5 protein-coding genes are annotated in these 2,694 nt (G+C 37.9%); all 5 read right to left on the bottom strand.

Features of this window, described 5'->3' with window-relative positions:
* Positions 1 to 198: 198 nt before the first annotated feature.
* Positions 199 to 351 (bottom strand): class I SAM-dependent methyltransferase, encoded by a 153-nt coding sequence (locus LMF89_RS26465; RefSeq protein ID WP_369412723.1) that lies wholly within the window; start codon positions 349 to 351, stop codon positions 199 to 201.
* 30 nt (positions 352 to 381) lie between these two features.
* Positions 382 to 1,191 carry a heparin lyase I family protein gene (locus tag LMF89_RS25115; protein WP_229537544.1) on the bottom strand — a complete coding sequence of 270 codons (810 nt, stop codon included), beginning with the start codon at positions 1,189 to 1,191 and terminating at the stop codon, positions 382 to 384.
* Between the two features lie 153 nt (positions 1,192 to 1,344).
* Positions 1,345 to 1,554, bottom strand: a complete 210-nt coding sequence (locus LMF89_RS25110; protein WP_229537543.1) for a DUF4405 domain-containing protein — start codon at positions 1,552 to 1,554, stop codon at positions 1,345 to 1,347.
* Between the two features lie 130 nt (positions 1,555 to 1,684).
* Positions 1,685 to 2,275, bottom strand: a complete 591-nt coding sequence (locus tag LMF89_RS25105) for a TetR/AcrR family transcriptional regulator (protein WP_229537542.1) — start codon at positions 2,273 to 2,275, stop codon at positions 1,685 to 1,687.
* 228 nt (positions 2,276 to 2,503) lie between these two features.
* Positions 2,504 to 2,694, bottom strand: a 191-nt coding sequence (locus LMF89_RS25100; RefSeq protein WP_229537541.1) for a hypothetical protein, incomplete at its 5' end; no start/stop codon positions are given.

Genomic DNA, 2,694 nt, shown 5'->3' with positions numbered 1-2,694 from the left:
ATCCCGTAACGCATCGCCTTTATCCATCCATTGCCCAGTGATCATACTTCTAATGCCTCTGCTTACCATCTCGTCCACTTTAGATGATTCGTATCTGGCATCCACCCAAAAGCTTTTTCCATACATTTAATCTGTCTTGAAGTTCGGAATCATCGCGGTCTCCGTATGCGGTAACGAGTACGAATGAAGCTCCCGGTTTCATTTATCCCTAATGGTTCCGAGTAGCTTCAACTTCTCTTGATCATCGTCAACGAAGTGAAGAACCAAGATACAACTTGCCGCGTCGAACTTCGAGCCTGGAAGCAGCAGATCGTCAATCGTTCCTTGGATGACTTTGACGCGGCTTTCCAAGCCTAGTTGAACTTGTTTTATTATAGCCTCCTATTTTATCTTGGTTTCAAATAGTACGTCATCAGAACCGTTTGGGAGCCTACATTTCTTATATTCATCAATATATATATCCATATCTTCTCGCATGTTATCGCGATACAGTCCCATCTTAAAGTAGTAAAGACTAACGGGAGTGTATCCTTCCCTCATCGTATAACCAATCTTGCCTGAATAATTTACAATTTGCTTTCCGTCCAGCCACGCAACTATTCTTCCATCGTCATTTCTGGAAAAGTGAATGACGAACTTGAAATCAAGCCACCGACTCCGAATTTCCTCATTGGAACAATACACTATATTTCTTTCATTTCCTACCATACATGTCACCATAAGAGTTCCATTAACGTATCTAAGTGCAATTACGGGAGAGTCATCCGAATTGATCTTAGCTACCTGCTTCCATTGAGCGATTACCAGCCGTGTTGGGACGAGAGGAAATTCTTCGGGTAAAAATAAACTGAATGAATAGGAATAACTCGAATGTTCTTTTGACCATTTTGAAAATTCCTCCATCAACTCTGCTCTTTCAAAATTTGATCCGATCTCTGATTTGATCTGATCTCCTTGATGCAATGTTAGTTTTACCGCGTTATTACCAGAACGGACAATGTCAGATTGAATTATTAAGTCGCGAGGTAAAAATTTACTACTACTCCACGCATTACTTAATGTAAGATTTTCAAATCCATCAGACACGCTCATTTCTTTTGATTGAAACGGTAATAGAAATACAACACTTGCCACGATTATTAACATAATTATGATGCCTATCACTAAAAATTTTAATCCTGAAATTCGCATACAAGCTCCTCCAGATACCTCGAGTTTTTTTACTATGCATGCATGTACTAGGTATGCCAAAGATCACGGAATACCTAGTATAACGGCAATCCGTCATTTTCCTTGTCGCTTATATTTGTAATTAACCACAATACGTAACTCAACACTACATTCTTAACTTCTTGTTCGAATATACGACATCATCGCTTTACGATTAAAAAACAAATGAATTAACCCCAAAATAATGAGTATATAGCCCGTCCATTCATGTAATCTTTTTAAAAAAAGAATCTTTTTATCCGCGATATCGATTTCAATACCTGTAACAGCTACGAAAATAAATACCATCATAAGCGTAATTGATGTAATTCTTCTCATTTGCATTCGATTAACTTCCTCCTCTTCATTTTTGAATCGAAGCATTTTGAACAAATTAATTATTTATTCATTTATTCAAGATTGGGTATAAAAAAATCTTGGATCACGAGAAGTAAAAAAATATCTACTTAAGTCATCACTTCCTTAGCGCCTTAATGACAAAATCAAACATTGACTCCGCGTCTTTTATCACGTCTTCCTGTTTGCGCGACAATACCAGTGGAGGTGCCCAATATTCAGTAAATGCCTCAACAAAACAGATAGCCGTTCCAAATATATCGTCAACTGCTTCGAAATCACCATTTTTGATACCGTCACTAATAATCAGCCCCACCCTCTTAGTCAGTTCCTGTTTAATAATGTTCCGATTATCAATTATTTTTCTCCTGATGTAGGTTATCATGCCGTTCGTCATCATTTCATAAACACCACGGTTCCTCCGAATTTGGTCATTGAATATCTTAATATGTTCAATAATGATGAGCCGTAGCAACTGTTCCAGTGGCAGCTTCTGCGCAATCAATTCGTCAAGATGACGGATACAATGGTTCTCTACCCTCTGCCAAAAGGCGTCGATCAAATCTTGCTTGTTAGCAAAGTCATTATAGATCGTTCCGACACTAATTCCAGCCTCTTTTGCAATGTCGTGCATGGTAGTTTTGTTGATACCGTAACGCTCAACTAAACTACTAAATGTATTAAGTATCTTTTCCCTGCGATTTTGCATTAGTAATTTCCTCTTTACGTTTGAACATTTTACACTTCTGTTCAAATATTACCATTTCAGGGTTGAGACGTCAATGGTGTCAGGGGGCGGGGTTCTTGACAGCACTTCATGAATTTAAAACAGCACCTCTGTTAATCCAAATATGACTTTCAACTATACGTTGATTTCCGCTTGTCCTTTATCTCTAGAGTGTTTGGAAATATGCTATATTAACATATCAAGGAGATTCTACAATGTAACACTGAGGAATCGAGGGGATGGTTCTTTCGAGTCACTACCATCTTCTTTTAACCAATCATCATATGAATCTGTGTTGTCAAAAAGGGAGCTTCCATGCAGCTCATACTCTTGATTATCGAAATGTTCTCTTTTATATTCAAGTGCTGCAAATTCAAGTTCTTTACTAGGCAGCAATAATT

Origin of the sequence: Pelosinus baikalensis (assembly GCF_020819555.1) — a bacterium.
GTDB classification, from domain to species: Bacteria; Bacillota; Negativicutes; order DSM-13327; family DSM-13327; genus Pelosinus; species Pelosinus baikalensis.
The sequence above is the reverse complement of the archived record's forward strand: the minus strand, read 5'-3'. Positions and strand labels throughout refer to the sequence as shown.